Genomic DNA, 25,639 nt, shown 5'->3' with positions numbered 1-25,639 from the left:
TTGCTGCACAATGAATGGGAACAAATTCACACAACTTGACTGGGACGACTTGCGGCATTTTCTGGCTTTGGCGCAGTCGGGAACACTTCTCGGCGCGGCGAAGCAGCTGGGCGTCGAACACGCGACGATAAGCCGGCGCGTCTCATCGCTTGAGGCAACGCTGGATCGCAAGCTCATCGACCGTCGCGGGCGGCGCGTCATTCTCACTCCGGAAGGCGAGAAGGTTGCCAAGCATGCGGCCGTCATTGCCTTGCAAACTGCTGCAGTCGAGCAGATTGGGCGCAGCAGCGCTACGGAAGTGCATGGCCACGTGAGGATCAGCGCCCCTCCCGCTCTTTCGAGCGTGCTTCTGGCAAAACCGATCGTGGCAATCCGGCGAGATCATCCGGGTGTTCAGATTACGCTTGTTGGCGAGAAGCGGTTTACGTCCTTGAACCGGCGCGAAGCGGACATCGCGGTCCGACTGTCAAGACCGGAAGATGGCGACTATTCGATCGTTAAGCTCCACGAGATGACTTTCGGTCTCTTCGCCTCGAAGCGTTACCTCGAAACCTTTGCGCCGTCCGAATGGACTTTTATTGGCTACGATGAAGCGATGAATGCCTCGCCGCAACAGCTGCGTCTCAAGGAGGTGGCCGCGGGCCGCCAAATTGCGTTGAGATCATCCGTTCTGGAGTTTCAGGTCGCAGCCGCAAGGCTTGACGGGGGTGTCGTCATGCTCCCCGATTTCGCAGTCCCTGGGGATCTCCAGCTCATCGAGAGCGAACATGCTCTCGTAAGAGAGCTTTGGTTGGTCGTGCACTCGGAGATCAAGGACGTTCCGTCTATTCGTGTCGTCCTTGATGCGGTCAAGAGCGCGTTCAAAAAGAAGTCTCATTCCGACCAGCCCCATTTGTCCGAGTAAATCAACGGCCAGAAGAGGAAGGTCGACCTTGCGCGCTTCCCGGCGTTGGCAGGACCGGCAACCACGCTGCAACATCCTCTCAGGCCCCGGACGCTGCGCACGCCATGCCATCGTAGGGATCAGGGGAAAATGCCGATTCAACAGCAACGCCACCAAGTCAAACCTGCGGCTATATCGTCTGGACCTTCAGGCTTAAGGAACCGTAGTCGCTACCCCACAACACCTACGTCCTCCGATACAGAAAATACCGCCCTTCCTTGATCCCCTCCGGCAGCGGCAGCGCCGCCAACTCCGGATGCTCCAGCGGCAGGCCGCTGACGGCGATGCCGTTTGGGGTGAGCACGCCGGCCATGAGCTGCGGCAGCCAGGTCAGCGTTACCGCGTCGATCTCGTCATGGCCGGTGCCGATATCGGCATGGGCAAGCGCGGCACCAATACCGAGGAAGGCCTGGCCGGAGTCGCGGATATTGCCGGTCACCATGTCTTCGGCCTCCGGTGTCGAGGCCGAATAGGAGCGGACTTCCCAGTCGAAGGCGACGATGCGGCGGTCGGGAAAATTTTCGCGCAGGTGATCATAGGTGCGGCCGTTGCCGAGGCCGAATTCCAGCACCGGGCCGTCGATTTCGCTGACCAGATCGATGATCGCGTTCAGAATGTCGCGTTGAGCCGTCAACCGGCGAATGAAGCTGTCGAGGCGGCTCATCTATTCCGTATCCGTCGTGAAAAATCGTCAGCGGGTGCTAACACATGAAACCTTGCCAAGTCGATTGCCGTAAAATGGGAAATGGCGTTGCAGTGGCAACATGGGTCTGTGCTAAGGTCAATGACATGAAAACCGTGACCGACGAAGAATTCTTTGCCGCCGTGCCGCTGTTCAGCGCCTTCGAGGGCGTGACCGATGCCGCCAATTACAGGCCCCTGCCGGATGGATGGGTGCTGGCGCTTGCCGATATCGTCGGCTCGACGCAGGCGATCGCCGGCGGCCGCTACAAGGACGTCAACATGGCGGGCGCCAGCGTCATTTCGGCGGTGTTGAATGCCGTCGGCAAGGGCGACTATCCCTTCGTCTTCGGCGGCGACGGCGCTCTGATTGCACTTCCGGGTTCGCTGGAACCGGCGGCGCGCGAAGCGCTTGCCGCCGTGCAGGTCTGGGTCGAGGAGGATCTCGGCCTGATGCTGCGCATCGCCATCGTTCCGGTCACTGACACCCGCGCCGAGGGTCTTGACGTCCGCGTCGCCCGTTATTCCGTAAGCCCTCATGTCACCTATGCGATGTTTTGGGGCGGCGGGACGAGTTGGGCCGAAAGACAGATGAAGCTCGGCCATTACAATGTCGAGCGCGCGCCCGCAGGCACCCGCCCCGATCTCACCGGCCTCTCCTGCCGCTGGAGCCCGATCGATGCGCAGAATGGTGAGATCGTCTCGATCATCGCCGTTCCCGGCGAAGGCCGGCCCGGCGAAGAATTTCGCTCCCTCGTCAATGGCATCGTCGCCATCACCAGCGAGCAGAGCCGCGGCAGCCATCCGGTGCCGGCCGAGGGCCCGGAGCTCGCTTTCTCGCTGCACGGCATCAATCGCGAGGCCAAGGCCACCGCGCCAGCCGGAAGGCGTCTGCGGCAGAAACTCTTCATCTTCCTGCAGCTTGCCATCACGGTCGTGTGCTACCGGCTGGGCATTCCGCTCGGCCGCTTCGATGCGCGCCGCTACAAGCGCGACGTCGCCGGCAATTCCGATTTCCGCAAGTTCGACGACGGGCTGAAGATGACGGTTGACGTCGACGCCGAGCACCTGAAACGGATCGAGACGCTGCTGGAAGCGGCCCGCGCCAAGGGCATTGCCCGCTACGGTCTGCATCGACAGACTTCGGCGCTCATGACCTGCTTCGTGCCGACGCCGATTTCGCGCGACCACATGCATTTCATCGACGGTGCATCTGGCGGTTATGCAGTGGCCGCCAGCCGGATGACCGGCAAGTCGCTTTCCGCCGTTTCCGTCACGCCTTGATGATGTGATGGGCCGAGAGGCCTAGCCGGTTGAAGACGTTGCGCGTGTCGATGATCAGTGCAGCGCTTTTCGAAAGCGCGGCATAATCCACCCCATCATGATCGGTCGCGACCAGCACGGCATCGTAGCCGGCGATCGTATCAGGCGTCAGCGCCACCGATTTGCGGCCCTTCAGCGCCTGGTATTCGCGTGTCGGCGGGATCTCGGCGACGAAGGGGTCGTGATACTCCGCCCGTCCGCCGCGTTCCTCGATAATCTCGATCAGCCGCAGCGACGGGCTTTCTCTTATATCGGCGACGTTCTTTTTGTAGGCTAGCCCGAGCACCAGCACCCGGCTGCGGCTCAGCGCCTTGCCGGCGCGGATGTCGAGCGCTTCGGCAAGCTTGCCGACGACGTAACGCGGCATCGCCGAGTTGATCTCGCCGGCGAGTTCGATGAAGCGGGTGGGCAGCTCGTATTCGCGCGATTTCCAGGTGAGGTAGAAGGGATCGATCGGAATGCAGTGGCCGCCGAGGCCGGGGCCCGGATAGAAGGGCATGTAGCCGAAGGGCTTGGTCTTGGCCGCGTCGATCACCTCCCAGACATCGATGCCCATCGCCGCATAGACGGTCTTCAGCTCGTTGACGAGAGCGATGTTGACCGAACGGAAGATGTTTTCGGTGAGCTTCACCGCCTCGGCCGTCGCATTCGAGGAGACCGGAACGACGGTCGAAACCGCGGCACCATAGAAGGCTTTCATCAGCGACAGCGCCTCAGGACCATCGCCGGCGACCACCTTCGGGATGGTGGCGGTATGATAATGCTGATTGCCGGGGTCCTCGCGCTCCGGCGAGAAGCCGACGAAAAAGTCGGAGCCGGATTTCAGCCCGGTGCCCTCGAGGATGACCTTGACGATATCGTCGGTAGTGCCGGGATAGGTGGTCGATTCCAGGACGACGAGTTGGCCGGGGCGCAAATGCTGGGCGATCGAGCGCGACGTCGCCTCGACGTAGGAAAGGTCGGGATCGCGGTGTTTGGTGAGCGGGGTAGGCACACAGATGATAATGACGTCGCAGTCAGCAAGACCGGCGAAATCGGTGGTCGCCTGGAAGCGCCCGGCCTCGATCTCGGCTGAAAGCGCTGCGTCGCTGACGGCGTCGATATAAGAGCGGCGGGCATCGAGCGCCACCATCTTTGAGGGATCGATGTCGAAGCCGGTGACCGCAAAACCGCTGCGTGCCACCGCCATCGCCAGCGGCAGCCCGACATAGCCGAGCCCGATGACGCCGGCACGCGCCGCGCGGGTTTCGATCTTCTGCAAAAGCGTGTCGAAAGTGGAGATGGCCAAGGCGGGATCTTTCAAACGGGGAAGAGAGGAAGCTGATCTAATGCATGATCCGGGCAAATTAAACCCGGCTCCTCTTCTCCCCGGCGGCAGTGCTGTCCGGTTTGCGCCAAAAACTGCCCCTCACCCATTCTGGCCGTCCTGGCGCGGACAGGAGACGTGCCACGCGAGAGGGTATTGGGAACCGAGGAGGCCGCCGCACGTCGTCCCCTCGCCTGTCTAACCGGAGAAGGCGCCGGCAGGCGTACGAGGGGATGAACCCTTAGCCGGGTGTGGCCGAAAAGCCCCGGCGATGACCTTTGCTGCAACTTCAGCGCACAAAAAAATTCCCATCCCATTGTTTCGCATCTGCAGCATCCCTATTTTGATTCTTGATAATGAACCACAGTGAAAGGACTGCCCGTCCGGTCCTCCGACATGGGGAACAGAGGGGTGCCCTTGCCGGGCTCTCGGCACATCGTTGACAAATAATACCGCTCGTACATCCTGATTTCCTTTTGACCTGCGCATGAAGATGTGCCGGCCGGGGAATTTTTGGCTCTTGGGGATGGCGTGCCTTATGAGGATCATACCGAGAATGAGCACGATCGAAACCAGCGTGTCCTCCATCCTGTTGGATCGGGTCGCTGAATGGCTGACGAACTCTTCGCTGGCCGGAGACGAGCTTGAAAACATCGTGCGCGGCTTCTGCGAAAGGCTTGCCGCCGCCGGCCTGCCGATTGCGCGCGTGCATCTGACCTTTTCGATGCTGCATCCGCTTTATGACGCGCTGAGTTTTACCTGGCGGCGCGCGAGCGGCGTTACCATCGAGGGCTTCCGCATGCCGGCCGGGCAGAAGCCGGACCGCTTCCTGCAGAGCCCCTATTATTACCTGCTCGACAACAACCTGCAGCACATCCGCCGCCGGCTGATGCAGGAAGGGCCGGCGGAATTTCCGATCTTCGAGGATCTGCGCAAGGACGCCATCACCGATTACCTCGCCTTCGTGCAGCCCTTCGGCGACGGCTCGGTGCAGGGCATGATGGGCTCCTGGTCGACCGACCATCACACCGGCTTTTCCGACGATATGATCGACGCGCTGCTCAGGATGCAAAACCATCTGGCGGTCGCCGCCAAGATGGCGGTGCTCGGCAAGCTCGCCAACAACATGCTGACCACCTATCTCGGCGGCGATGCCGGCAAGCGGGTGCTGAACGGCCAGATCCGCCGCGGCGATGGCGAAACCATCCGTGCCGCGCTTGTCATGGGCGATATGCGCGAATCCACCATGTATGCCGAAAAGGAAGGCCGTCAGGCCTATATCGACACGCTGAACCAGTTCTTCGACGCGATCGCCGCCCCCTTCAACCGGAATGGCGGCGAGATCCTGAGCTTCCTCGGCGACGGCTTCCTTGCCGTCTATCCCTGCGGGCGCCACAAGGACCCGTCGAAAATCGCCTGCGAGGCAGCCCTTTCCGCCGTCCATCAGGCGCAGGCGCGGGTGGCCGAGCTCAATAGGGACCGCGAGGCGAAAGGCCTCAGCAAGGTCGGCTACGGCATCGGCCTGCATGTCGGCAACGTCATGTTCGGTAATGTCGGCCTGAAAGACCGGCTGACCTTCTCCGCCTTCGGCTCAGCGGTCAACGAGGTGCAGCGGCTGCAGATCCTGACCAAGAAATACGGCCGGGAGGTCGTCGCCAGCCAGGCTTTCGCCGGTTATTGCGGCGGCGAATGGACGACGCTCGGCGAAGAGAAGCTGCGCGGCATCCGCCAGAAGGTGACGGTGCTGCAGCCGCGGGCGCCGGCTCCCGAGATCAACGTCGACGAGGGCTTCCGCGAGGCGGTTCAGAACGGGCTTTCTGAAGCCGAGCAAGTCATTCTCCTGCACCGGGACGCGAAGAAACACGTCGAGCGCACAACCACGGAGAAGTTCATCCAGTAAACCTCGAACGCCTGCTCTGAATCTGCGCGACTCGTCTGGGGAACTTCGGCGAGATGTGGCAGTTTTCCTGTGATTGTCATCTGCTAGACACCCCGTTTGCGGTACGATAGTGTGCCTTAACGGGAACACAGAAGACTGGGGAATTTCATTGGTATGGCGTCTGCAGCCGATTTGTTGCGTATTGAAAATCTCGACGTTTCCTTCTCGGTTTTCGGCGACCGGCTGCGCGTCGTAAAGGAAGCCAATCTTCGTATCCTTCCGGGCAAGGTCACCGCGCTCGTCGGCGAGTCCGGTTCCGGCAAATCGGTGATCAGCCAGTCGATCATGGGCATCCTGCCCAACCCGGCCAAGGCCTCCGGCAGCATCCTCTTTACCGATCCGCTCGATGGCAGCACGACGGATATCCTGTCGCTTTCGCGCGACAGCGAGGAAATGCGCGACCTGCGCGGCCGGCGCATGGCGACGATTTTCCAGGAGCCGATGACCTCGCTTTCGCCGCTGCACACGGTCGGCAACCAGATCAGCGAAGCGCTTTTGATCCATACCGAAGCCGACAAGCAGGAAGCACGGGAAAAGACCGAGGAAATGCTCGGTCTCGTCGGCTTTTCCAATCCGCACCGCACCTACGACATGTACCCCTTCGAACTGTCCGGCGGCATGCGCCAGCGCGCCATGATCGCCATGGCGCTGATCTGCAAGCCGGCGCTGTTGATCGCCGACGAGCCGACGACAGCACTCGACGTGACGATCCAGGCGCAGATCCTCGAGTTGCTGCGCGACCTGCAGGCCAAGCTCGGCATGGCGATGCTTCTCATCACCCACGATCTCGGCATCGTCGCCAACATGGCCGACGAAGTGGTCGTCATCTATCACGGCGAGATCATGGAAGCCGGACCGGTCGAGGCGATCTTCCGCAATCCGCAGCACCCCTATCTCAAGGCACTGATGGCCGCCGTTCCGCATTTTGACATGAAACCCGGCGAGCGGCTGAAGGCGCTGCGCGACGTGCCGGTCAATCTCGAAACCCTTGTCGGCAAGAAGAAGCCGCTGCAGGCGGAGGCGCCGGGCACACTGCTTTCGGTTGCCAATCTCTCGAAGACCTACAAGACGCGCAAGCGCAGTTTCCTCGGCAAGCATGAAGCCGCGGTCGTGCACGCCGTCGACGATGTCAGCTTCGACATCCGCCGCGGCGAATGTCTCGGCCTCGTCGGCGAATCCGGCTGCGGCAAGACGACGCTCAGCAAGATCCTGATGCGCGCCGTCACACCCGATAGCGGCGCGGTGGTGTTCAACGACGGCAAGGACGTGATCGACGTACTTTCGGTGCGCGGCGAGGCCCTGCAGGATATGCGCACTAAGATCCAGATGGTGTTCCAGGATCCGGTCTCCTCGCTCTCACCGCGCATGACGGTGCGCAATATTTTGAGCGAACCTCTGGAGATCCACGACCGCGGCGACAGTGACGAGCACAAGCGCAAGGTCGAAGGGCTGATGGCGGCGATCGGCCTCGACAAGCGTTACCTCAGCCGCTACCCGCACAGTTTTTCCGGCGGCCAGCGCCAGCGCATCGGTATCGCCCGCGCGCTTGCACTCGGCCCGAAGCTCGTCATCCTCGACGAGCCGGTCTCGGCGCTCGACGTCTCCGTCCAGGCACAGATCCTCAACCTGTTGAAGGACCTGCAGAAGGAGCTGGGGCTGACCTATCTGTTCATCTCCCACAATCTCGCCGTCGTCGACTATATGGCCGACCGCATTGCGGTGATGTGCAAGGGCCGCATCGTCGAGATCGCGCCACGCGAGATCATCCTGCGCGACCCGGTCCACCCCTATACGAAATCTCTGCTCGCCGCCGTCCCCTTCCCCGATCTCGACCGGCCGCTCGATTTCAAGGCGCTCCGGGAAAACGGCGCCGCCGACAAGCAGAACTGGGGCGCGACCTTCACCGCCGAGCATGACGACGCTTCCGAGCTTGCCTATGCCGATCTCGGCGACGGCCATCTGGTGCGCGCCCGCAAAGGCGCCGATGCCAGGGAGTTGCGCTGATGGTGACGCGTCGCATTTTTCTGGGCGGCCTTGTCGGCGCGGCGATCGCGCCCACGGTGCTTCGGGCCGAACAGGCCGGCGAGCCGGAATTCCTGAAGGAGCAGTTGACATCAGGCAGCCTGCCGCCGATGGCCGCGCGCCTTCCCGCCCGCCCGCGCATCGTCAACCTCAAGGAAATGGGGCTCGAACCGGGCAGCTACGGCGGCACGGTGCGCACCATCATCGGCAGCCAGCGCGACATCCGCTTCATGACGATCTACGGCTATGCCCGCATGGTCGGCTACAACAAGCACCTGCAGTTCCAGCCTGACATTCTCGCCGATTTCCACTCGGAAGACGACACGGTCTTCACCTTCACGCTGCGCGAGGGCCATAAATGGTCCGACGGACAGCCGTTCACGGCCGACGATTTCCGCTACTGGTGGGAAGACGTCATCTTGAACGACAAGCTGACGCCGGGCGGCGGTGCGCTGGAGCTTCGCCCGCACGGCAGCCTGCCGCGTTTCGAGATGCTCGATCCGCTGACGGTGCGCTACACCTGGGACAAACCCAACCCGATGTTCCTGCCGACGCTGGCCGGCCCCATCCCGCTCGTCATCGTCGGGCCGGCGCATTATCTCAAGCAGTTCCATAAGAAGTTCCAGCCCGACCAGGCGAAGATGGAACAGATGATGCAGGCCAACCGCGTCAAGAAATGGCAGGACCTGCACATCAAGATGGCCCGCTCCTACCGGCCTGAGAATCCCAACCTGCCGACGCTCGATCCCTGGCGCAATACGACGCCGCTGCCGGCCGAGCAGTTCGTCTTCGAGCGTAACCCGTTCTTCCACCGCGTCGACGAGACCGGCAGGCAGCTTCCCTATCTTGACCGGTTCATCCTCAACGTCTCCTCCTCGTCGATCATTGCCGCCAAGGCGGGTGCCGGCGAGGCCGACCTGCAGGCGACCGGCATCGACTTCAACGACTACACCTTCCTGAAGGAGGCCGAGAAACGCTTCCCAGTGAAGGTCAATCTCTGGAAGGTGGCGCGCGGCTCGCGCATTACACTGCTGCCGAACCTCAACTGCGCAGACGAGGTGTGGCGCGGCCTTTTCCGCGACGTGCGCCTGCGCCGGGCCTTGTCGCTGGCAATCGACCGGCACGAGATCAACATGGTCGCCTTCTACGGCCTGGGCACGCCGAGCGCCGATACCGTCCTGCCCGACAGCCCGCTGTTCAAGCAGGAATATGCCGATGCTTTCGTCAAGTTCGATGCCGACGAGGCTAACCGTTTGCTCGACGAACTCGGCCTGACCAAGCGCGGCAGCGACGGCATCCGCCTGCTGCCGGACGGGCGGCGCGCCGAGATCACTGTCGAAACCGCCGGCGAGAGCAATCTCGATACCGACGTATTGGAGCTGGTGCACGATCACTGGGCCAATATCGGCCTTGCGCTCTATACCCGCACCTCGCAGCGCGACGTCTTCCGTAACCGCGCCATGAGCGGTTCGATCATGATGTCGATCTGGTACGGCCTCGACAATGGCGTGCCGACGGCCGACATGTCGCCCGCAGGACTGGCGCCGACGCTCGACGATCAGCTGCAATGGCCGCTCTGGGGGATGCACTACCTCTCGGCCGGCCAGGAGGGCACGGCCCCGGACCTGCCGGAAGCCGCCGAACTGGTCGACCTGCTAGGCCAATGGGGTTCGACGGCGAAATTCGAGGAGCGTCAGGTGATCTGGCACAAGATGCTGTCGCTCTATACGCAGCAGGTGTTCTCGATCGGTCTGATCAACAGCACGCTGCAGCCGATCCTTCGCGCCGCCAAGCTGCAGAACCTGCCGGAAAAAGCCCTCTACGGCTTCGATCCCACCTCCTATCTCGGCATCTACATGCCGGATGCATTCTGGTACAAGGAGGCCTGAGGCGTGCTCAGATACATTCTCTGGCGCATCGCCGCCATGGTGCCGACGCTCTTCGTCATTTCGGCGCTGGTTTTCACCATCATCGAGCTGCCGCCGGGCGACTTCTTCGAGAGCCAGATCGCCGAACTGCGCGCCTCGGGCGAAACCGCCAATCTCCAGGAAATCGAGGAGATGCGCCAGCAATACGGCTTCGACAAGCCGGAGATCGTGCGCTATTTCTACTGGGTCGGCGGGATGCTGCATGGCGATTTCGGCTATTCCTTCGAATACCAGCTGCCGGTGTCGGACGTGGTCGGCGAGCGCCTGTGGCTGACGATCCTCGTCTCCTTCACGACCATCCTGCTCACCTGGCTGATCGCCTTTCCGATCGGCATCTATTCGGCCACGCATCAGTATAGCTGGAGCGATTACGGTCTGACCTTCCTCGGCCTGCTCGGCATCGCCATTCCGAATTTCATGCTGGCGCTGATCCTGATGTATTTCGCCAATATCTGGTTCGGCATCTCGATCGGCCATCTGATGGACCAGCAATATATCTCGGCGCCGATGAGCTGGGAGAAGGCGCGCTCGATCCTCTCTCACCTGTGGATCCCGGTGATCATCGTCGGCACGGCGGGGACTGCAGGGATGATCCGGCGGCTGCGCGCCAACCTGCTCGACGAGATGCAGAAGCAATATGTGACGACGGCGCGGGCCAAGGGCCTGCATCCGATTCGGGCGCTGCTCAAATATCCGCTGCGCATGGCGCTCAACTTCTTCGTCGCCGATATCGGCTCGATCCTGCCATCGATCATCTCGGGCGCCGAGATCGTCGCGATCGTGCTGTCGCTCGAGACGACGGGGCCGATGCTCATCAAGGCGCTTCAGAGCCAGGACATGTATCTGGCCGGCTCCTTCCTGATGTTCTTGGCCTTCCTCAACGTCATCGGCGTGTTGATCTCCGACATCGCGCTCGGCTTCCTCGATCCCCGCATCCGTCTGCAAGGCAGGAGCACCAAATAATGTCGCCCCTTCCCGCACCCGGCGCCCCGCTGCCGCATTACGTCTCGACCGCACCTTTCGATCCGCTGGCGACCGAGACCATGACGGCGGCGCAATCGCGCATCCATCTCGCCTCGCAGAAGCAGCTGATGTGGTGGAAGTTCAAGCAGCACAAGCTGGCCTTGATCTCCGGCATCTTTCTTGCTGCTGTCTACCTGATGATCCTGATCGTCGAGTTCCTGGCGCCCTACGGCCTGCATACGCGCAATGTGGATTTCATCCATGCGCCACCGCAGAGCATCCACTTCTTCGACAAGGGCAATTTCGTCGGCCCCTTCGTCTATGGCCGCAGCATGACGCTCGATCTCGACACGCTGCACCGCGTCTATACCGACCGGCCGAACGACGTGCAGCCGATCCGCTTCTTCTGCCGCGGCGATGCCTACAAATTCTGGGGCTTTGCCGCCTCGAACTATCATCTGGTCTGCCCGGCAATCGGCGGCCAGATGTTCCTGCTCGGCACCGACCGGCTCGGCCGTGACGTGCTGTCGCGCATTCTTTACGGCGCGCGGATATCGCTGACGATCGGTCTGATCGGCATTTCGATCAGCTTCGTGCTCGGCATCGTCATCGGCGGCCTTGCCGGTTATCGGGGTGGCATTTTCGATCTCATCGTCCAGCGCCTGATCGAAGTGCTGCAATCGCTGCCGAGCCTGCCGCTATGGATGGCGCTGGCCGCCATCATGCCAGTGACCTGGAGTCCGATCGTCATCTATTTCGGCATTACCGTCATTCTCGGCATCATCGACTGGACGGGGCTTGCACGCGCCGTGCGCTCCAAGCTTCTGGCGTTGCGCGAAGAGGATTACGTCCAGGCCGCGCAACTGATGGGCGCCAGCACGCCCCGCATCATCGGCCGGCATCTGGTGCCGGGCTTCATGTCGCATCTGATTGCCTCGGCAACGATTTCGATCCCCGGCATGATCCTCGGCGAGACCGCGCTCTCCTTCCTCGGCCTCGGTCTTCGCCCGCCGATCACCAGCTGGGGCATTCTGCTCACCGAGGCAAAAAGCGTCAGCGTCATCGCCTTCTATCCTTGGCTGCTCTATCCGATCATTCCTGTTGTTCTTGTCATTTTGGCGTTCAACTTTCTGGGAGACGGCTTGCGTGATGCGGCAGATCCCTACAAATAGCAGAAAACCCGGCGGCGCCTTATGGCACCGCCCACGCCACGTGGCCTCCGGACGGTGGGGGTACTAACGCATGTTGTTCACCCCGGAGGGAACACCCATGGTGAGACGTCTCGAAGATGCACGCATCCTCATGTACAGTCATGACACCTTCGGTCTCGGCCATCTCAGGCGCTGTCGCGCCATCGCCCATGCGCTGGTCGAGGATTATCGCGGCCTCAACATCCTGATTATTTCGGGCGCGACGATCGCCGGCGCCTTCGACTACCGCGCTCGCGTCGACTTCGTGAAGATCCCGAGCGTCATCAAGCTGCGCAACGGCGAATACACGTCGCTTGCCAGCCACATCGACCTGCACGAGACGCTGAAGATGCGCGAGTCGAGCATCCGCCACACGGCCGAGACGTTCCAGCCTGATATTTTCATCGTCGACAAGGAGCCGATGGGACTGAAGGGCGAGGTCGAGGATACACTGGCCTATCTCAAGGCCCGCGGCACCGTCCTGGTGCTCGGCCTGCGCGAGATCATGGACGCGCCGCATCTGCTCGACGCCGAGTGGAAGAGGAACGGCATCATGCAGAAGATCGACCAATATTACGACAGCGTCTGGGTCTATGGTCCGCCTGACTTCTACGATCCCCTGATCGGTCTCGATGTGCCGGCCAGCCTGCGCCGGAAGATGGATTTCGTCGGCTTCCTGCAGCGCAGCGTCTCCAAGGGCAAGACCTCGATCAACGCCCGCAAGGATAATTACCTATTGGTCACCACAGGCGGCGGCGGCGACGGCTCCGATCTCGTCCACGACGTGATGAACGCCTACGAGGCCGATCCGACCCTGACGCAGAAGGCGCTCGTCGTGCTCGGGCCCTATATGCCGGCGGCCGAGCGCGCCAAGCTGGTGCAGAAGGGGGACGCCATTCCCTATATCGAGGTGATCGAGTTCGACAACCACATGGAAGAGCTGATCGACGGCGCCGCCGGCGTCGTCGCCATGGGCGGCTACAACACCTATTGCGAGATCATCTCCTTCGACAAACCGGCGCTCATTGTGCCGCGCGTCAAGCCGCGCGAGGAACAGCTGCTGCGCGCCAAGCGGGCAAGTGAGCTCGGCCTCGTCGATATGCTGCTGCCGGAACAATCGGTCGATCCCACCATCATGGCCGAGGCTCTGAAGCGCCTGCCCTCCCGCCTGCCGCCATCGAAGAGCGGCAGCAATATGCATCTCGAAGGGCTGGACCACATCTCGCAGACCGTCGGCCGGTGGATCGACGGCCGCGCCAGCCATCTTTCCCTCGTCGGCGCGGAATAGGGCACAGAATTGCCGCCACGCCGCAAGATTCTCGTCGTGCTGAAAGGCTATCCCCGCCTTTCGGAAACCTTCATCGCCCAGGAGCTGCTTGGTCTGGAAAAGGCCGGCTTCGACCTGACGTTGATTTCGATGCGCCGTCCGACCGACAAGAAGCGCCATCCCGTGCATGATGAGATCAGAGCCCGCGTCGTCTATCTGCCGGAGTATCTGCATGAGGAGCCGATCCGTGTGCTGAAAGGCCTGATCGCCGGATTTTCCAAACCCGGCTTCAAGGCGCTGATCAAACGCTTCCTCGCCGACCTCAAGCGCGACATCTCGCGCAACCGCTTCCGCCGCCTCGGCCAGGCGCTGGTGCTGGGACGCGAATGGCCGGACGGCGGGCAATGGCTGCATGCGCATTTCATTCATACGCCGGCCTCGGTGACGGAATATGCGAGCATCCTCACCGGTACACCCTGGACCTGTTCGGCCCATGCCAAGGATATCTGGACATCGCCCGACTGGGAATTGCAGGAAAAACTCGGCAGCGCCCGCTGGGCCGTCACCTGCACCCGGACGGGCTATGAACACATGCGGATGCTGACATCCCGCAAGGATGCCGTGCACCTGAGTTACCACGGTCTCGATCTCGCCCGTTTCGGCCATTTTGCCGGCGAGTGTTCGGACCGCACCGGCAGCGACCCCGACGACCCTGCCGTCATCCTCAGCGTCGGCCGGGCCGTCGAGAAGAAGGGATACGACGTGCTGTTGCGGGCGCTGGCGCTGCTGCCCACAGACCTCCACTGGCGCATGGACCACATCGGCGGCGGCGAGGCGCTGGCCAAATTGAAGGTGCTCGCCAGCGAGCTCGGCCTCTCCAACCGCATCGCCTGGAAGGGCGCCATGGCGCAGGAAGACGTGCTCGATCACTACCGCCGCGCCGACCTCTTCGCGCTGGCCTGCCGGATCGCCGCCAACGGCGACCGCGACGGCCTGCCGAACGTGCTTGTGGAGGCTTCGAGCCAGCGGCTCGTCTGCCTGTCGACTGCGGTATCCGGCGTGCCGGAGCTTTTGGAGGACGGCGAAAACGGCTTGGTCGTGCCGCCGGAGGATCCGGAGCTGCTTGCCAAAGCGCTGGAGACGGCGATCCGCGACCCGGCGCTCCGCAAGCGCCTTGGCGATGCCGCAGAAAAGCGGGTGCGCGCCGATTTCGACTATCACTCCAGCATCCGGCAGCTCACCGGCCTGTTCGAGGCCGAATGGCAGAAGGCGTCATGACGGCACCGCGCATCTTCTTCTACGTCCAGCATCTGCTCGGCATCGGCCATATCGCCCGTGCCAGCCGCATCGCCAATGCTTTGGTCAAGGACGGTTTCGACGTCACGGTCGTCACCGGCGGCCTGCCGGTGCCGGGCTTTCCCGGCGAAGGCGTCAAGACCTTGGCCCTGCCGCCGGTCGTCGCCAGCAATGCCGGTTTCTCCGGTCTTGCCGATGCCGATGGCCGCCCCGCCGGCGAGGATTTCCTCAATGCCCGCCGCGATCTGCTGCTCGACGCCTTCCATGTCGCAAGACCGGATGTCGTCATCATCGAAGCCTTCCCCTTCGGCCGGCGGCAGATGCGCTTCGAGCTGCTGCCCCTGCTACAGGCGATCGACAAGGCCGAACCGCGGCCGAAGCTTTTGAGCTCGGTGCGTGACATCCTGCAGGAAAACCGCAAGGCCGGCCGCGACGCGGAGACTGCAGCAACGGTCAGGGACCATTTCGATGCGGTGCTCGTCCATGGCGACCCCGATTTTATCAGGCTCGAGGACACGTTCCCGCTGACAGCGGAGATCGCCGACAAGCTGCGTTATACCGGCCTCGTGGCAGCGCCGCCCGCGCCGGAACCGACCGAAACCTTCGATATTATCGCATCGGCAGGCGGCGGCGCGGTCGGCGCCGCGCTGATCGGCGCGGCAAAAGAGGCGGCAGCGATGCTGCCCACCGATCTCCGCTGGCTGCTGATATCCGGCCCGAACCTGCCGGAGGCCGATTTCGCCGCGCTGTCTCAGAATACGCCTGCCAATGTTACGCTGGTGCGCTTCCGCAAGGATTTTCCCTCGCTGCTGCGCCGTGCCAGGGTCTCGATCTCGCAGGCGGGCTATAATACGGTCGGCGATCTCCTGCGCACCGAATGCCGGGCGATCCTGATCCCCTTCGTCGCCGGCGGCGAGACCGAACAGACGGTGCGCGCAGAACGGTTGCAGGCACTCGATCTCGCCGACATCCTGCCGGAAACGGGACTGACGCCGGGGCATGTGAAAGAGGCGGTCGAAAAGGCGCTCGCCGCGCCGCGCCGCGGGCCGGTCCCGCTCGATCTCGATGGGGCTGAGAAGACCGCCGGCATCATTCGCTCCCTGATTGCCGGCAAATCGAGGTTTTGAGGCACGGCTTCCGCAAGTCGTCCGAATAGCATCCTGCCACTATCTGGCAGCAGCAAGCCTGTATAAGCTTGCCGCATGTCCCGCTCCGAACGCCTCCTCGATCTTCTTCAGGTATTGCGCCGCCACCGTCGGCCGGTGAGTGGCGGGGTGCTGGCCGAGGAGATCGGCGTCAGCATTCGCACCCTCTATCGGGATATCGCCAGCCTTCAGGCCCAGGGGGCGGCTATCGAGGGCGAACCGGGTGTCGGTTATATCTTGAAACCGGGATTTCTCCTGCCGCCGCTGATGTTTCCCCCGGAGGAGATAGAAGCGCTCGTCCTCGGCTCCCGCTGGGTTGCGGATAGAGGGGACGATCACTTACGGCATGCTGCGCGAAATGCGTTGGCGCGCATCGTTGCCGTGCTGCCGCCGGAATTGCGCGATGCACTGGATTCATCCGCCCTTCTTGTGGGGCCGGGCGTTAAGATCCCTGTCGACGCGGTCGATCCGGCCCTTCTGCGCAAGGCGATCCGCACCGAACGCAAGCTTTCGCTGTCATATAGCGACGGAGCCGGCGTGGCGTCGGAGCGTGTGGTGTGGCCGTTCGCTCTGGCCTTTTTCGACCAGGTGCGCCTTCTCCTCGGCTGGTGTGAACTCCGCCAGGATTTCCGCTCGTTTCGCACGGATCGAATTGTTCATGCGCAAGCGCTCGACGCACGTTATCCCAAGCGCAGGCAGGCGCTGCTGAAACAATGGCGGGAGATTCAGGGAATATCGCATCGGGACGTGTGATACTGCCAGAATTTGGCAGTATCGGGTCATAAGCTTCTGCTGTCCAACGAACAACAGGAGATCCTTATGACCGCCAGCAACAGCATTCTTCTCTACGTGACCGACGCCCCGACGAGCGCCCGCTTCTACACCAACCTGCTCGGGAAGGAGCCCGTGGAGGCGAGCCAGACCTTCGCCATGTTCATCTTGCCATCCGGCCTGGGGCTCGGTCTCTGGGGCAGAGCGGGCGTCGAGCCCGCGCCGGGAGCAGCCGGCGGCGGCTGCGAGATAGGCTTTAAGGTGGCCACGAGCGGTATGGTCAACTCGACCTACGCCGATTGGCAGGCCAAGGGGGCGAACATCGTCATGGCGCCGACCGACCTCGATTTCGGCCGAAGCTTCGTTGCCGCCGATCCCGACGGGCATCGACTGCGCGTCTACACCCTGGCCGAGGAGGTTTGAGCGATGGCCAAAGCCTGGATCGCCGTCGCTTGCGCAGCGCATGTCCGCATCGGCCGTCAAGCCGGCTTCATGCAGGTCTGTCACGGCAAGGCATCACCCCTCAGGCAAATCACGGCCGGGGACCGCGTGATCTACTACTCGCCCACCGTCGTCTATGGCGGCAAGGACCGCCTGCAGGCTTTCACCGCGATCGGCGCGGCACGCGACTGCGCGCCTTACCAGGTGGAGATGGAAAGCGGTTTCAGGCCCTGGCGGCGGGATGTCGAATGGCGGCCTGCAGAGGAAACGCCGATCCGGCCTCTGCTTGACCGGCTGGCCTTCACACGGGTCGGCCCCAATTGGGGCTACCAGCTTCGCTTCGGCCTGTTCGGGATCAGCAATGAAGATGCCGATATGATCGCGGAAGCGATGAGCCACTCGTCTGCGAACACCATGCTGCGAAAGGTCGCCGCTTGAGTACGATCTCTTCAGATCTTCCACGACGAGCCCCCGGATTTTTCCGGGGGTATCTTTTGCTCGCGGCACCGATCTCTACATGATTGCCGAGCCGTCTGCTGCCGCAAAATTCCGTAATCGAAATCGATTTACGCATAAAATTATGCAGCAATTCCAAGTGTTACGCTGCCCTTTGGGCGTCTTTTAAGACGCACGGCGCTGTAATCCAAAATTCCTGTGATATAAGCAATATTCCGGCGAGAATCGGCACATCTGCAGCCGGTCCCTTCGCCTTGTTTTCATTGCGATATCGGCGGTCCGAAGGCATGGTCCTGTTCTCAGAATTGCTCCCCATCCCGGCCGCCGGAATTTCCCAGCACGCTGACGGTTAGCCATGGAAAAAAGCCTCGCCCGCTACATCTGGAAGAACACGCGGCTGCAGCAGCTGTGGATTCTGGCTGTCGTCGCCGCCTCGATGGTGCCCTATTTCCTGTCCTTCGACCTGCCGAAGCAGATCGTCAACGGACCGATCCAGGGCGACGGTTTCGAAGGTCCGGGTGCCAGGCAGACCTTCATGCACATTGCCTACGACATTCCGCTGATCGGCCATGTCGAATTCTTTCAAGGTTTGCAGCTCAACCGCTTTCAGATGCTGATGGCCCTCAGCCTGGTGTTTCTGGCGCTGGTGGTGCTGAACGGTCTCTTCAAGTTCTATATCAACACCTACAAGGGCCGGCTCGGCGAGCGTATGCTGCGCCGCATCCGCTTCGAATTGATCGACCGGGTGCTGCGTTTTCCGCCGATCCACTTCAAGCGGGTGAAATCGGCCGAGATCGCCACAATGATCAAGGACGAGGTGGAGCCGATGGGCGGCTTCACCGGCGATGCCTTCGTCTCCCCTGCGCTTCTCGGCGGCCAGGCGATCACCGCGCTCGCCTTCATCATCGTCCAGAATTTCTGGCTCGGCATGATTGCCGCCGGCATCGTTGGCGTCCAGGCCATCGTCATCCCCCGCATGCGCAAGCGGCTGTTGGAGCTTGGCCGCCAGCGGCAGCTGACGGCACGCGAACTTTCCGGCCGCGTCGGCGAAATCGTCGACGGCATCGGCACGATCCACGGCAACGACACCTCCAATCTCGAACGCGCCGACATCGCCTCGCGGCTCGGCCGGATCTTTTCGATCCGCTACGACCTTTACCAGTGGAAGTTCCTGGTGAAGTTCATCAACAACTTCCTCGCTCAGGTGACGCCCTTCCTGTTCTACGCCATCGGCGGCTACTTGGCCCTGCAGGGCAGGCTCGACATCGGCCAGCTCGTCGCCGTCATATCAGCCTATAAGGACCTGCCCGGGCCGCTGAAGGAATTGATCGACTGGGATCAGATGCGCCAGGACGTGCAGGTAAAATACCAGCAGGTCTACGAACAGTTCAATGTCGAGCCGCTGATCGACAGCCGGATCCAGGAACTCGCAACGACCCCCGTCGGCGCACTGACCAGCGCACTCGTGGTCACCAATCTGTCACTCTCCGACGACAGCGGCGCCCGCCTCGTCGACCACGTCTCCGTCGAAATCAAGCCGAACGAGACGGTGGCGATCGTCGGCCCGAACGGCAGCGGCGCGGAAGCCTTCGCCGAAGCGCTCGGCCGTATGGTCTGGCCGGATTCCGGCCGCATCACTATTGACGGCCGTGATCTCCTGGACTTGCCGGAATCGATCACCGGTCGGCGCATCTCCTATGCCTCGGCCGACACCTTCTTCTTTCATGGCTCGCTCGCCAGCAATCTGCTCTACGGCCTCAAGCACGCGCCGATGACGGATCCCGTTTACGACGAGAAGGAAGCGCTGGAGTATAAATGGCATTCCATCGAGGCGGTGAAAGCCGGCAATCCGACGCTCGACCTCAACAGCGACTGGGTGGATTACAAGGCCGCCGGCGCCAATGGGCCGGAAGACCTGCTGAAAGCGATCCGCCCGGTGCTCGACGCCGTTCTGATCTCGCAGGACATCCTCGATCTGGCGCTGCGCTCGACTGTCAACACCGACGTGCATGTAGCCGTCAGCGACCACGTCGTCGCGTTGCGCGCCTCGTTGCGCGACCGGCTGCGCGAAGAAGGGCTCGACACGATCGTCGTGCCTTTCGATTTCGACGCCTATAACGCCCAGGCGACGGTCGGCGAAAACCTGCTTTTCGGCACGATGAAGCGGCCGCTGATGACCAATCGCCGGCTGGCCGCGCATCCCTATTTCCAGCAGCTGTTCCGTGAGACGGGCTTGAGCACCGATCTCTACGCCATGGGCCTTGAGATCGCCGAGAACGCCGTCGAACTCTTCCACGATCTGCCGCCGGACCATCCGTTCTTCCAGCAGCTGACCTTCATGACGGCCGACGACATCCCGACCTACCAGGCGCTGCTGCAGAAGCTGCAAAGCCGCCGCTTCGAAGACGCCACGCCCGAGGAACGTTCGGCCATCATCCGGCTGAGTTTTGCCTATATCGAGCCGCGCCACCGCTTCGGCCTGCTGACCGACGAGCTGATGGCCAAGATCGTCAGCGCCCGCAAGCAGTTCCACGAGCATATTCCCGCCGATCTCGCCGAGCTGATCGAGCGCTATGACGCCGAGCGTTTCACCCCGTCGGCAAGCCTGATGGACAATGTGCTCTTCGGCCGCATCGCCTATCAGCAGGCCGACGCCTCCGACCGCATCCGTGGCATCATGGGCGAACTTTTCGACGCGCTCGACCTTTATGACGATGTGCTGTCGATCGGGCTGGAATTCGACGTCGGCTCCGGCGGCAAGCGGCTGACCATGGTGCAGCGGCAGAAGCTCAACCTTGCGCGCGCGCTCCTGAAACGCTCGGACTACTTCATCTTCAACCGGCCGCTGTCGGCACTCGACCAGCGCGTCCAGGACCAGATCACCCGCAACATCGTCGAAGGCCTTCATGAGGAAGGTCAGCGCCCGGCGATCATCTGGGTGCTCTCCAATGCGCGGCTCGCCGAGATGTTCGACCGGATCCTGCTCTTTGACCGCGGCGGGTTGGCGGAGGCCGGAAACTATCCGGAACTTTCCGAGAAAAACGGGATGTTCAAGGAACTGTTATCGTAATATTCTATCGGGGCGGCGATGGTAGGCGGTCCCGACGGGACGCCTCGGAGTTATGAAGACGCCCGGTCCCGCGGACCCTGCGTCAGGGGGTTGAAACGTGCTGTTGAGAGACGAAGTCGAAATGCTGCGACGGGTGCCGATCTTTTCGAGGATCGCACCAGCCAAGCTCAAGCTCTTGGCCTTCACTTCCGACCGTATGACCTACAAGGCCGGGCAAAACCTCTTCCACCAGGGCGATGTCGGCGACGCCGCCTATGTCATCCTCTCCGGCACCGCCGATATCATCGTCTCCTCGCCGGCCGGTGAGATCAAGGTCGCCGATGTCGAGCTCAATTCCATCGTCGGCGAAATCGCCATCCTCTGCGACGTCTCGCGCACGGCAACGGTGCGCGCCACCTCACCGCTCGAGGTGCTGCGCATCAGCAAGGAACACTTCCTGAAGCTGCTCAGCGACTTTCCGGAGATGGCGGTGGAAATCATGCGGGTGCTCGCCGACCGCCTGAATCACACCACGGCAGAGCTGACCGCGGCCCGGGCGGCAAAGCAGCCGCAGATGGCGCAGTAAGGCTTCAGGACTTTGGCGGCCATTTCTGCGCGCCGTGGACGAGGCGCAAAATTTCCACTTGTTCGATTTCCTGGCGAACACGATAGATCACGATAAAAGATGTGCGTGAAATCACCAGTTCGCGCGTTCCTCCAATTCGACCGGGCCTGCCGATCTCCGGCTGATCGATGAGCAAATCGGTCTGACGCTCGATCTCATCAAGTTGGCTTATCGCGGCGCCGACATTCTGCTCGGCGAAAAACTGAATTGCTTTCTTGCGATTTGATGCAGCTCTCGCACGCCAGACGAGCTTCACTCGGCCTTGCCCTTCAGCCGCGCCACCAGCTCCGCCCGTTCGCGCGCCATCTCTTCCTTGACGACTTCATGCGGGATCCAGACCGTGTTGGGATCGTCGGCTTCCCGGATCGCTTCCTCGACCTGTTCGCGGAACCACTTGTCGTATTCCGCCGCCTCATGGGTCCGACGCAGAGCTTCGGCCCGATCCGGCCGCGAGGTCGTCGCGGAAACGTAGTCGGCCGCATCGACATCGAACTGCGAGATGCCGACATCCTTGAGATAGGAAACCAAAGTGTCTATGCGCTTGAACACCCGCACCTGCCGGCTGCGCTGGGCGGCGAGCGGACGCTCGGCCTTGCCATAGCGGATGACCACGGACCAGCCGCCGGTCTTGCCGACGACATGAGCGGCATCGACCGCGCCGGCTTCAACAAGACGGGACAGGGTCGAATGATCGATGGTTTCTGCGGTCATGGCATATCCTCGCTGATCACCAACAAGAATATGCATTTAATTATAGATTGCAATGCATTCAATAATTAGACTTGCACCAATGGTCGGTACGGCGGATGTCAGGCAAAGGCACGACTGTTCGTTTGTGCGACGAACGACTGGTATTTGCCGAGCATGGCAGCGAGTTCCGTCTGGGTGAGCCCCACCACCTCACGCTTTTCAATGAGCAGCGCGATAGTGCTTGTGTTTTGGTGATCAGAGTGTCTTTGCAACAGCTATCCATCTCACCCAGTGACGGGGCAACGCCATGTGATGCTTGATGAAATCGTAGAGCTTTCATGGAACGGATTATGTATTCTGTCTTTCCGCCAGCATGTACTACCGAACTGGTTATTAGACTCAGTGCGATGATTGATGTATTTCTGACATTCCAGAAATAAGCTGGGGGACGTACTCCACGGGTAGCTTCGGAGAGGAGAGTTTTGAGTGGCTAAGGCCGCTCAAACTGTGTGGACGTATGCCTTGGCGGGCACGAGTTACATTAGCACGCCGCAATTCCGAGCTGCTGTCAGCGTCGAGCAAGTCTTCCTGTTGTCATCAGGGGTATGCTATGCCGACCAAATTGTTAAAGACCAACAAGATCACCTCAGTTCGTTTCAAGGATCAACTTTCCAATATCAAGTTGATCGGAACGGACCAAGACGGAACGGTCTCAGGTTCTGTTCTGACGCCATTGCCTGCGAACGGCACATCCTACCTTTACGCTGCGCGCGCAGTCATCACTACGGTTCGCGCGAGCGCTAAGTCTTACTTGCCTGCATCGAATTTCAGTGGTGTTGTGTCGCTCAGCGCGGGCGATCACGCGCCAGACGTGCCGGCAATTGCCGGCACGGCGACGAAGAACCAAGTGCGTAAGGCGCCTCGGGAAATCGTCTTCATTGACCAAGGCATCAGCGACCTGGACACCTTGCTTGGCGGTCTGCGCCCAGAAGTCGAGGCTGTTGTTTTATCCGACCGCGAACCTGCAATTCGCCAGATGGCACGTCACCTGTCTGCCTACAGCCGCCTTGACAGAGTTCATGTCGTAGCGCACGGCGCTCCGGGTCAAATCAGGTTCTCGTCTGGGACGTTCTCAGAGCGGGATTTTGCCGGCTCAACCGAATTATTCGCCAAAATTAGCGCGGCGCTGGGCAAACATGGCAGCATGCAACTATGGTGCTGCGCCACCGGCAAGAATGAAGTCGGTAAGAGTTTCGCCGAATTCCTCCACCGCTGCTTGAACCGGTCCGTTGCTGCAGCATCTGGCTTCATTGGCGCGGTAGCCCTCGGGGGCTCATGGTGTCTTGATCTGCAATTCGGGAACGCGGCACCTAGACCACCCCTTACCCGTTCTGGCTTAGCCACCTACCGAGGCGTATTGGCGAATTTCAGCGCCACCGCCGGTCAGGATAATCAGGTTGGAGGTCCGGGGGCCGATACCTTCAAAATAGGCGCCGGCACGGTGCAAGCGAGTGACATCTTCGATGGCCGCGGCGGTATCGACACTTTGAATGTTACGGCAGCAGCTGATTTTTCCGTCCTCCCGGCAAGTAGGCTCCTGTCTATGGAAATTCTTTCCATTTCGGGCAGTGGAACTGCTGTTACCTTCAATTCGAATCAATTTAGTGCAACAGGTCTATCGTTGTCGCTCGATTTACGTGGTTCGACCGGAAATCAAACGGTCACTGTTCAAAACGCTTCGAATTTCAGTGCGGCGGCTTGGACATTCGGTGGCAATGGGAGTTCGGCATGGGGCAACAATGGTAACGACATCATTGCAATAAATGGTACGTCGGGCGCGGACACCATCACTGGCAGCTCGAGCGCGGACACCATCACCGGCGGTTCGGGGGTGGATACGCTGGTGGGCGGCGGCGGGGACGACGTATTTGTCGTCAACAACGGCGACTTCACGGGCGCGGAATCGATCGATGGCGGAGCTGGCGCCAATATACTTTTCGTGGCAGGTACCAACAACTTCACCACCGGAACGTTGAGCAACCTTCGGACTCTGAATGGTTCCTCGGGCAGTGACACTGTCACGCTCACAGGCACCGAAATGAACGGATTTACGACGGTCAACCTCGGCAGTGGCAGCGACACGGTGAATCTCACTTCGACATCCACCGGTCTGAATGGCCGCAACGACAGCCAGCTTTCTGGCGTCGAGGCTATTTCCGCCGCCGCTGCGTTGGCCGGCGTTGTTATTAACCTGTCAAGTCAGGCCGAAGGTTTCACCGTCACCGGCAGCTCGAGTGCGGACACCATCACGGGCAGCTCGAGTGCGGATATCATCACCGGCGGCTCGGGGGTGGATACGCTGGTGGGGGGTGGCGGGGCCGACACATTTGTCGTCAACAACGGCGACTTCACAGGCGCGGAATCGATCAATGGCGGAGCTGGCGCCAACATACTTTTCGTGGCGGGCACCAACAACTTCACCACTGGCACGTTGACCAACCTTCAGACTCTGAACGGTTCCTCGGGCAGTGACACTGTCACGCTCACAGGCGCCGAAATGAACGGATTTACGACGGTCAACCTCGGCAGTGGCAGCGACACGGTGAACCTCACTTCGACATCCACCGGTCTAAACGGCCGCAACGACAGCCAGCTTTCTGGCGTCGAGGCTATTTCCGCCGCCGCTGCGTTGGCTGGCGTTGTTATCAACCTGTCAAGTCAGGCCGAAGGTTTCACCATCACCGGCAGCTCGGGTGCGGACAGCATCACCGGTGGCGCTGGCAACGACAGCATCAGCGGTGGCGCCGGCAATGACGTTCTGTCGGGCGGCGCCGGCAACGACTTCATCGACGGCGCTGCGGGTGCGTTCTTTGGAGCCGGCGGTCCCGGCAACGACACCATCGATCTTGGTGCAGGCGACGATTCGAGCTGGGCTCTGATTGCGTCTGGCGGAACCATCTCGGTGAGCGGCGGCGATGGCAACGATTCCATGGCGCTGTTCGGGGCCACCGCCGCCAGCGGCGTCATCGATGGCGGCGACGGGCTGGATACCCTGCAGGCGCAGCAGTCGGGCGACATCTCGACGCTCTCGATCTCCAATGTCGAACGGCTGGTGACCTATAACGCCTATGGCAATCCCAGCATCAAGGCGACAGCGACGCAGTTCGAAAGCTTCGACACCATCGTCAGCTATGTGGGCCAGGAGTCGGCCACCGTATCGCTGACCCTGGCGGGACCGGGAAGCGTCGATCTGACCGACGAACTTCTCGGCCGCAGCGTGATCTTCACCGGCAGCAGCGGCGACGACACCATCACCACTTCCAACGGCAACGACACCATCACTGGCGGCGCCGGCAACGACAGCATCACCGGCGGGTCGGGGAACGATACCATTAGCGGCGGCGCCGGCAATGACGGCATCACCGGCGGCGCCGGCAACGACGTTCTGTCGGGCGGCGACGGCGACGACTTCATCGACGGCGCGGCGGGCGCCTTCTTCGGAGGGGGCGGCCCCGGCAACGACGTTATCGACCTGGGTGCTGGCAATGACGGCAGCTGGGCGCTCATCGGTGAAGGCGGCACAATCTCGGTCAGCGGCGGCGAC

The 25,639-nt window shown here is 61.6% G+C and carries 20 protein-coding genes; 16 read left to right on the top strand and 4 right to left on the bottom strand.

Annotation, left to right across the window (positions count from 1 at the left end; all coding sequences use genetic code 11):
• Positions 1–10 precede the first annotated feature (10 nt).
• Positions 11–904, top strand: coding sequence for a LysR family transcriptional regulator (locus tag RLEG4DRAFT_RS00100; protein ID WP_003574367.1), 894 nt, complete (start codon positions 11–13; stop codon positions 902–904).
• A gap of 223 nt (positions 905–1,127) precedes the next feature.
• Here the strand turns inward: RLEG4DRAFT_RS00100 and RLEG4DRAFT_RS00095 are convergent, their stop codons facing one another.
• Entirely contained in the window at positions 1,128–1,607 is a 480-nt protein-coding gene (locus RLEG4DRAFT_RS00095) for a class I SAM-dependent methyltransferase (protein ID WP_003574366.1), read from the bottom strand.
• Positions 1,608–1,732: 125 nt separating this feature from the next.
• On the opposite strand from RLEG4DRAFT_RS00095, the gene RLEG4DRAFT_RS00090 reads away from it, so the two are divergent.
• Positions 1,733–2,908 (top strand): DUF3095 domain-containing protein, encoded by a 1,176-nt coding sequence (locus RLEG4DRAFT_RS00090; protein ID WP_003574364.1) that lies wholly within the window; start codon positions 1,733–1,735, stop codon positions 2,906–2,908.
• Here RLEG4DRAFT_RS00090 and RLEG4DRAFT_RS00085 read toward each other — a convergent pair.
• Positions 2,898–4,235: a nucleotide sugar dehydrogenase gene (locus tag RLEG4DRAFT_RS00085; protein WP_037093042.1), complete on the bottom strand. Its 1,338-nt coding sequence runs from the start codon at positions 4,233–4,235 to the stop codon at positions 2,898–2,900. The genes RLEG4DRAFT_RS00090 and RLEG4DRAFT_RS00085 overlap by 11 nt on opposite strands.
• Before the next feature lie 574 nt (positions 4,236–4,809).
• Between RLEG4DRAFT_RS00085 and RLEG4DRAFT_RS00080 the strand changes: the two genes are divergently transcribed.
• From RLEG4DRAFT_RS00080 to RLEG4DRAFT_RS00020, 13 genes are all read left to right on the top strand, one after another.
• Positions 4,810–6,153: an adenylate/guanylate cyclase domain-containing protein gene (locus tag RLEG4DRAFT_RS00080; protein ID WP_003574360.1), complete on the top strand. Its 1,344-nt coding sequence runs from the start codon at positions 4,810–4,812 to the stop codon at positions 6,151–6,153.
• Between the two features lie 153 nt (positions 6,154–6,306).
• The gene (locus RLEG4DRAFT_RS00075; protein ID WP_003574358.1) at positions 6,307–8,196 is read left to right on the top strand and encodes an ABC transporter ATP-binding protein; all 1,890 of its coding nucleotides are present in this window, start codon (positions 6,307–6,309) and stop codon (positions 8,194–8,196) included.
• Positions 8,196–10,103: an ABC transporter substrate-binding protein gene (locus RLEG4DRAFT_RS00070; protein WP_003574355.1), complete on the top strand. Its 1,908-nt coding sequence runs from the start codon at positions 8,196–8,198 to the stop codon at positions 10,101–10,103. The genes RLEG4DRAFT_RS00075 and RLEG4DRAFT_RS00070 overlap by 1 nt, the downstream gene beginning before the upstream one ends.
• Before the next feature lie 3 nt (positions 10,104–10,106).
• Positions 10,107–11,105 carry an ABC transporter permease gene (locus RLEG4DRAFT_RS00065; RefSeq protein ID WP_003574354.1) on the top strand — a complete coding sequence of 333 codons (999 nt, stop codon included), beginning with the start codon at positions 10,107–10,109 and terminating at the stop codon, positions 11,103–11,105.
• Positions 11,105–12,277, top strand: coding sequence for an ABC transporter permease (locus RLEG4DRAFT_RS00060; RefSeq protein WP_003574352.1), 1,173 nt, complete (start codon positions 11,105–11,107; stop codon positions 12,275–12,277). The genes RLEG4DRAFT_RS00065 and RLEG4DRAFT_RS00060 overlap by 1 nt, the downstream gene beginning before the upstream one ends.
• A gap of 97 nt (positions 12,278–12,374) precedes the next feature.
• Positions 12,375–13,583, top strand: a complete 1,209-nt coding sequence (locus RLEG4DRAFT_RS00055) for a glycosyltransferase family protein (RefSeq protein ID WP_003574350.1) — start codon at positions 12,375–12,377, stop codon at positions 13,581–13,583.
• A gap of 9 nt (positions 13,584–13,592) precedes the next feature.
• Positions 13,593–14,840, top strand: coding sequence for a glycosyltransferase (locus RLEG4DRAFT_RS00050; protein ID WP_003574348.1), 1,248 nt, complete (start codon positions 13,593–13,595; stop codon positions 14,838–14,840).
• A complete protein-coding gene (locus RLEG4DRAFT_RS00045) occupies positions 14,837–15,985 on the top strand; it encodes a glycosyltransferase family protein (protein ID WP_003574345.1) in 1,149 nt (382 codons plus the stop codon). The genes RLEG4DRAFT_RS00050 and RLEG4DRAFT_RS00045 overlap by 4 nt, the downstream gene beginning before the upstream one ends.
• Positions 15,986–16,060: 75 nt before the next feature.
• Positions 16,061–16,756 carry a helix-turn-helix transcriptional regulator gene (locus tag RLEG4DRAFT_RS00040; RefSeq protein WP_003574343.1) on the top strand — a complete coding sequence of 232 codons (696 nt, stop codon included), beginning with the start codon at positions 16,061–16,063 and terminating at the stop codon, positions 16,754–16,756.
• A gap of 66 nt (positions 16,757–16,822) precedes the next feature.
• On the top strand, positions 16,823–17,197 hold the full coding sequence (locus tag RLEG4DRAFT_RS00035; protein WP_003574341.1) for a VOC family protein: 375 nt from the start codon (positions 16,823–16,825) through the stop codon (positions 17,195–17,197).
• Between the two features lie 3 nt (positions 17,198–17,200).
• Complete coding sequence (locus tag RLEG4DRAFT_RS00030; RefSeq protein ID WP_003574339.1) at positions 17,201–17,653, top strand: EVE domain-containing protein; 453 nt, start codon at positions 17,201–17,203, stop codon at positions 17,651–17,653.
• 373 nt (positions 17,654–18,026) lie between these two features.
• The gene (locus tag RLEG4DRAFT_RS00025) at positions 18,027–20,741 is read left to right on the top strand and encodes an ABC transporter ATP-binding protein (RefSeq protein ID WP_003574337.1); all 2,715 of its coding nucleotides are present in this window, start codon (positions 18,027–18,029) and stop codon (positions 20,739–20,741) included.
• Positions 20,742–20,838: 97 nt separating this feature from the next.
• Entirely contained in the window at positions 20,839–21,306 is a 468-nt protein-coding gene (locus RLEG4DRAFT_RS00020) for a cyclic nucleotide-binding domain-containing protein (RefSeq protein WP_003563501.1), read from the top strand.
• A gap of 4 nt (positions 21,307–21,310) precedes the next feature.
• Here the strand turns inward: RLEG4DRAFT_RS00020 and RLEG4DRAFT_RS00015 are convergent, their stop codons facing one another.
• Both RLEG4DRAFT_RS00015 and RLEG4DRAFT_RS00010 read right to left on the bottom strand, forming a co-directional pair.
• Entirely contained in the window at positions 21,311–21,601 is a 291-nt protein-coding gene (locus RLEG4DRAFT_RS00015; protein WP_003574335.1) for a type II toxin-antitoxin system RelE/ParE family toxin, read from the bottom strand.
• Positions 21,598–22,056 (bottom strand): hypothetical protein, encoded by a 459-nt coding sequence (locus RLEG4DRAFT_RS00010; RefSeq protein ID WP_003574334.1) that lies wholly within the window; start codon positions 22,054–22,056, stop codon positions 21,598–21,600. Before RLEG4DRAFT_RS00010 ends, RLEG4DRAFT_RS00015 begins: the two co-directional genes overlap by 4 nt.
• A gap of 589 nt (positions 22,057–22,645) precedes the next feature.
• Here RLEG4DRAFT_RS00010 and RLEG4DRAFT_RS39835 point away from each other — a divergent pair.
• A partial coding sequence (locus RLEG4DRAFT_RS39835) for a DUF4347 domain-containing protein (RefSeq protein ID WP_003574332.1) occupies positions 22,646–25,639 on the top strand: 2,994 nt, incomplete at its 3' end.

The organism is Rhizobium leguminosarum bv. trifolii WSM2297 (assembly GCF_000271845.1).
The sequence above is the reverse complement of the archived record's forward strand: the minus strand, read 5'-3'. Positions and strand labels throughout refer to the sequence as shown.

Excerpts from the sequence above, each read along its gene's own strand:
- RLEG4DRAFT_RS00060 (WP_003574352.1), top strand. The coding sequence starts at position 11,105 with ATGTCGCCCCTTCCCGCACCCGGCGCCCCGCTGCCGCATTACGTCTCG.
- RLEG4DRAFT_RS00100 (WP_003574367.1), top strand. The coding sequence starts at position 11 with ATGAATGGGAACAAATTCACACAACTTGACTGGGACGACTTGCGGCAT.
- RLEG4DRAFT_RS00025 (WP_003574337.1), top strand. The coding sequence starts at position 18,027 with ATGGAAAAAAGCCTCGCCCGCTACATCTGGAAGAACACGCGGCTGCAG.
- RLEG4DRAFT_RS00035 (WP_003574341.1), top strand. The coding sequence starts at position 16,823 with ATGACCGCCAGCAACAGCATTCTTCTCTACGTGACCGACGCCCCGACG.
- RLEG4DRAFT_RS00095 (WP_003574366.1), bottom strand. The coding sequence starts at position 1,607 with ATGAGCCGCCTCGACAGCTTCATTCGCCGGTTGACGGCTCAACGCGAC.
- RLEG4DRAFT_RS00055 (WP_003574350.1), top strand. The coding sequence starts at position 12,375 with ATGGTGAGACGTCTCGAAGATGCACGCATCCTCATGTACAGTCATGAC.
- RLEG4DRAFT_RS00080 (WP_003574360.1), top strand. The coding sequence starts at position 4,810 with ATGAGCACGATCGAAACCAGCGTGTCCTCCATCCTGTTGGATCGGGTC.
- RLEG4DRAFT_RS00075 (WP_003574358.1), top strand. The coding sequence starts at position 6,307 with ATGGCGTCTGCAGCCGATTTGTTGCGTATTGAAAATCTCGACGTTTCC.
- RLEG4DRAFT_RS00010 (WP_003574334.1), bottom strand. The coding sequence starts at position 22,056 with ATGACCGCAGAAACCATCGATCATTCGACCCTGTCCCGTCTTGTTGAA.
- RLEG4DRAFT_RS00090 (WP_003574364.1), top strand. The coding sequence starts at position 1,733 with ATGAAAACCGTGACCGACGAAGAATTCTTTGCCGCCGTGCCGCTGTTC.
- RLEG4DRAFT_RS00040 (WP_003574343.1), top strand. The coding sequence starts at position 16,061 with ATGTCCCGCTCCGAACGCCTCCTCGATCTTCTTCAGGTATTGCGCCGC.
- RLEG4DRAFT_RS00045 (WP_003574345.1), top strand. The coding sequence starts at position 14,837 with ATGACGGCACCGCGCATCTTCTTCTACGTCCAGCATCTGCTCGGCATC.
- RLEG4DRAFT_RS00030 (WP_003574339.1), top strand. The coding sequence starts at position 17,201 with ATGGCCAAAGCCTGGATCGCCGTCGCTTGCGCAGCGCATGTCCGCATC.
- RLEG4DRAFT_RS00070 (WP_003574355.1), top strand. The coding sequence starts at position 8,196 with ATGGTGACGCGTCGCATTTTTCTGGGCGGCCTTGTCGGCGCGGCGATC.